Annotated in this window: 2 protein-coding genes; both read right to left on the bottom strand. The window is 70.1% G+C overall.

What is annotated here, in order from left to right:
• Positions 1–422: adenosylhomocysteinase (locus ACWD3C_RS48630; protein ID WP_451155261.1), on the bottom strand; the 422-nt coding region annotated here is incomplete at its 3' end.
• Entirely contained in the window at positions 400–1,302 is a 903-nt protein-coding gene (gene metF / locus ACWD3C_RS48625; protein WP_451155259.1) for a methylenetetrahydrofolate reductase [NAD(P)H], read from the bottom strand. The genes metF and ACWD3C_RS48630, both read right to left, overlap by 23 nt.
• Positions 1,303–1,408 lie beyond the last annotated feature (106 nt).

Raw genomic sequence — 1,408 nt, 5'->3', positions numbered from 1 at the left:
CCGCCGTCGTCGAGGATCATGTTCGGGCCGCCGGTGGGCGTGTTCGGCCAGGTCAGCGCCTGCTCCGTGCACCACCAGTACTCCTGAAGGGTCTCGCCCTTCCAGGCGAAGACCGGGATGCCCGCCGCGGCGATCGCCGCGGCGGCGTGGTCCTGGGTGGAGTAGATGTTGCAGGAGGCCCAGCGGACCTCGGCGCCCAGGGCGACGAGGGTCTCGATGAGAACGGCGGTCTGTACGGTCATGTGCAGGGAGCCGGTGACGCGCGCGCCGGCCAAAGGCCGCGTCTCGGCGTACTCCTTGCGGATCGCCATCAGGCCGGGCATCTCGTGCTCGGCGAGGGTGATCTCCTTGCGGCCGAACTCGGCCAGGGAGAGATCCGCGACCTTGAAATCCGTGCGGTCAGCGGTGGGCTGCGAGGGCATGGGCGCTCCTTGAGGGGTGGATGTTCTGGTGGATCTCAAGCGTCGCGGTGGACTTGTTGAGCGTGATGTAGTGCAGGCCGGGCGCGCCCTCGGCGAGGAGACGTTCGGCCATCGCGGTCGCGTACTCGACGCCGATGCGGTGGCCCTCGGCTGGATGGTCCCGGGCCGCCTCCAGCCGGTGCGCCAGATCGTCGGGGAAGGCCGCGCCGCTGAGTTCGGCGAAGCGCCGGATCTGCCGTACGTCGGTGGCGGGCATGATCTCCGGGATGATCGGGGTGTCGCATCCCGCCGCGGCGACCCGGTCGCGCAGGCGCAGATAGTCCTCGGCGTGGAAGAACATCTGCGTGATGGCGTAGTCGGCGCCGGCCCGGCACTTGGCGACGAAGTGCCGGATGTCGCTCTCCCAGTCCGGTGAGCGGGGATGCTTCTCGGGGAAGGCCGCGACGCCCACGCTGAACTCGCCCGACTCCCTGACCAGACGGACCAGTTCCCGGGCGTGGCCGAAACCCTGCGGATGCGCGGTCCACAGTGCGTTCGGATCCCCGGGCGGGTCGCCGCGCAACGCGAGGACGTCGCGCACCCCGGCGTCCGCGTACCGGCCGATGATGTGCCGCAGCTCGGCCACCGAGTGGCCGACGGCGGTCAGGTGGGCGACGGGCCGCAGCGTGGTCTCGGCCGCGATCCGCTGGGTGACCTCGACGGTTCGGTCCCGCGACGAGCCGCCCGCTCCGTAGGTGACCGACACGAACGTCGGCGCCAGCGCCTCTATACGGCGGATCGCGTTCCAGAGCGTACGCGTGCCCGCCTCGCTCTTCGGCGGGAAGAACTCGAACGAGAACGAGGGGGTCCCGCTCGCCAGGATGTCGCGCAGGGTGGTCATGCCCGGCCTCCCGCGTTGAAGTATTTCGCCTCGGGGTGGTGGATGACGATGGCGTCGGTGGACTGCTCGGGGTGGAGCTGGAACTCTTCGGAGAGCTTGACGCCGA

Source organism: Streptomyces sp. NPDC002845 (assembly GCF_053591955.1).
Note: the sequence above shows the minus strand (reverse complement) of the source record. Positions and strands in the feature narration are given on the sequence as shown.

Excerpts from the sequence above, each read along its gene's own strand:
- metF (WP_451155259.1), bottom strand. The coding sequence starts at position 1,302 with ATGACCACCCTGCGCGACATCCTGGCGAGCGGGACCCCCTCGTTCTCG.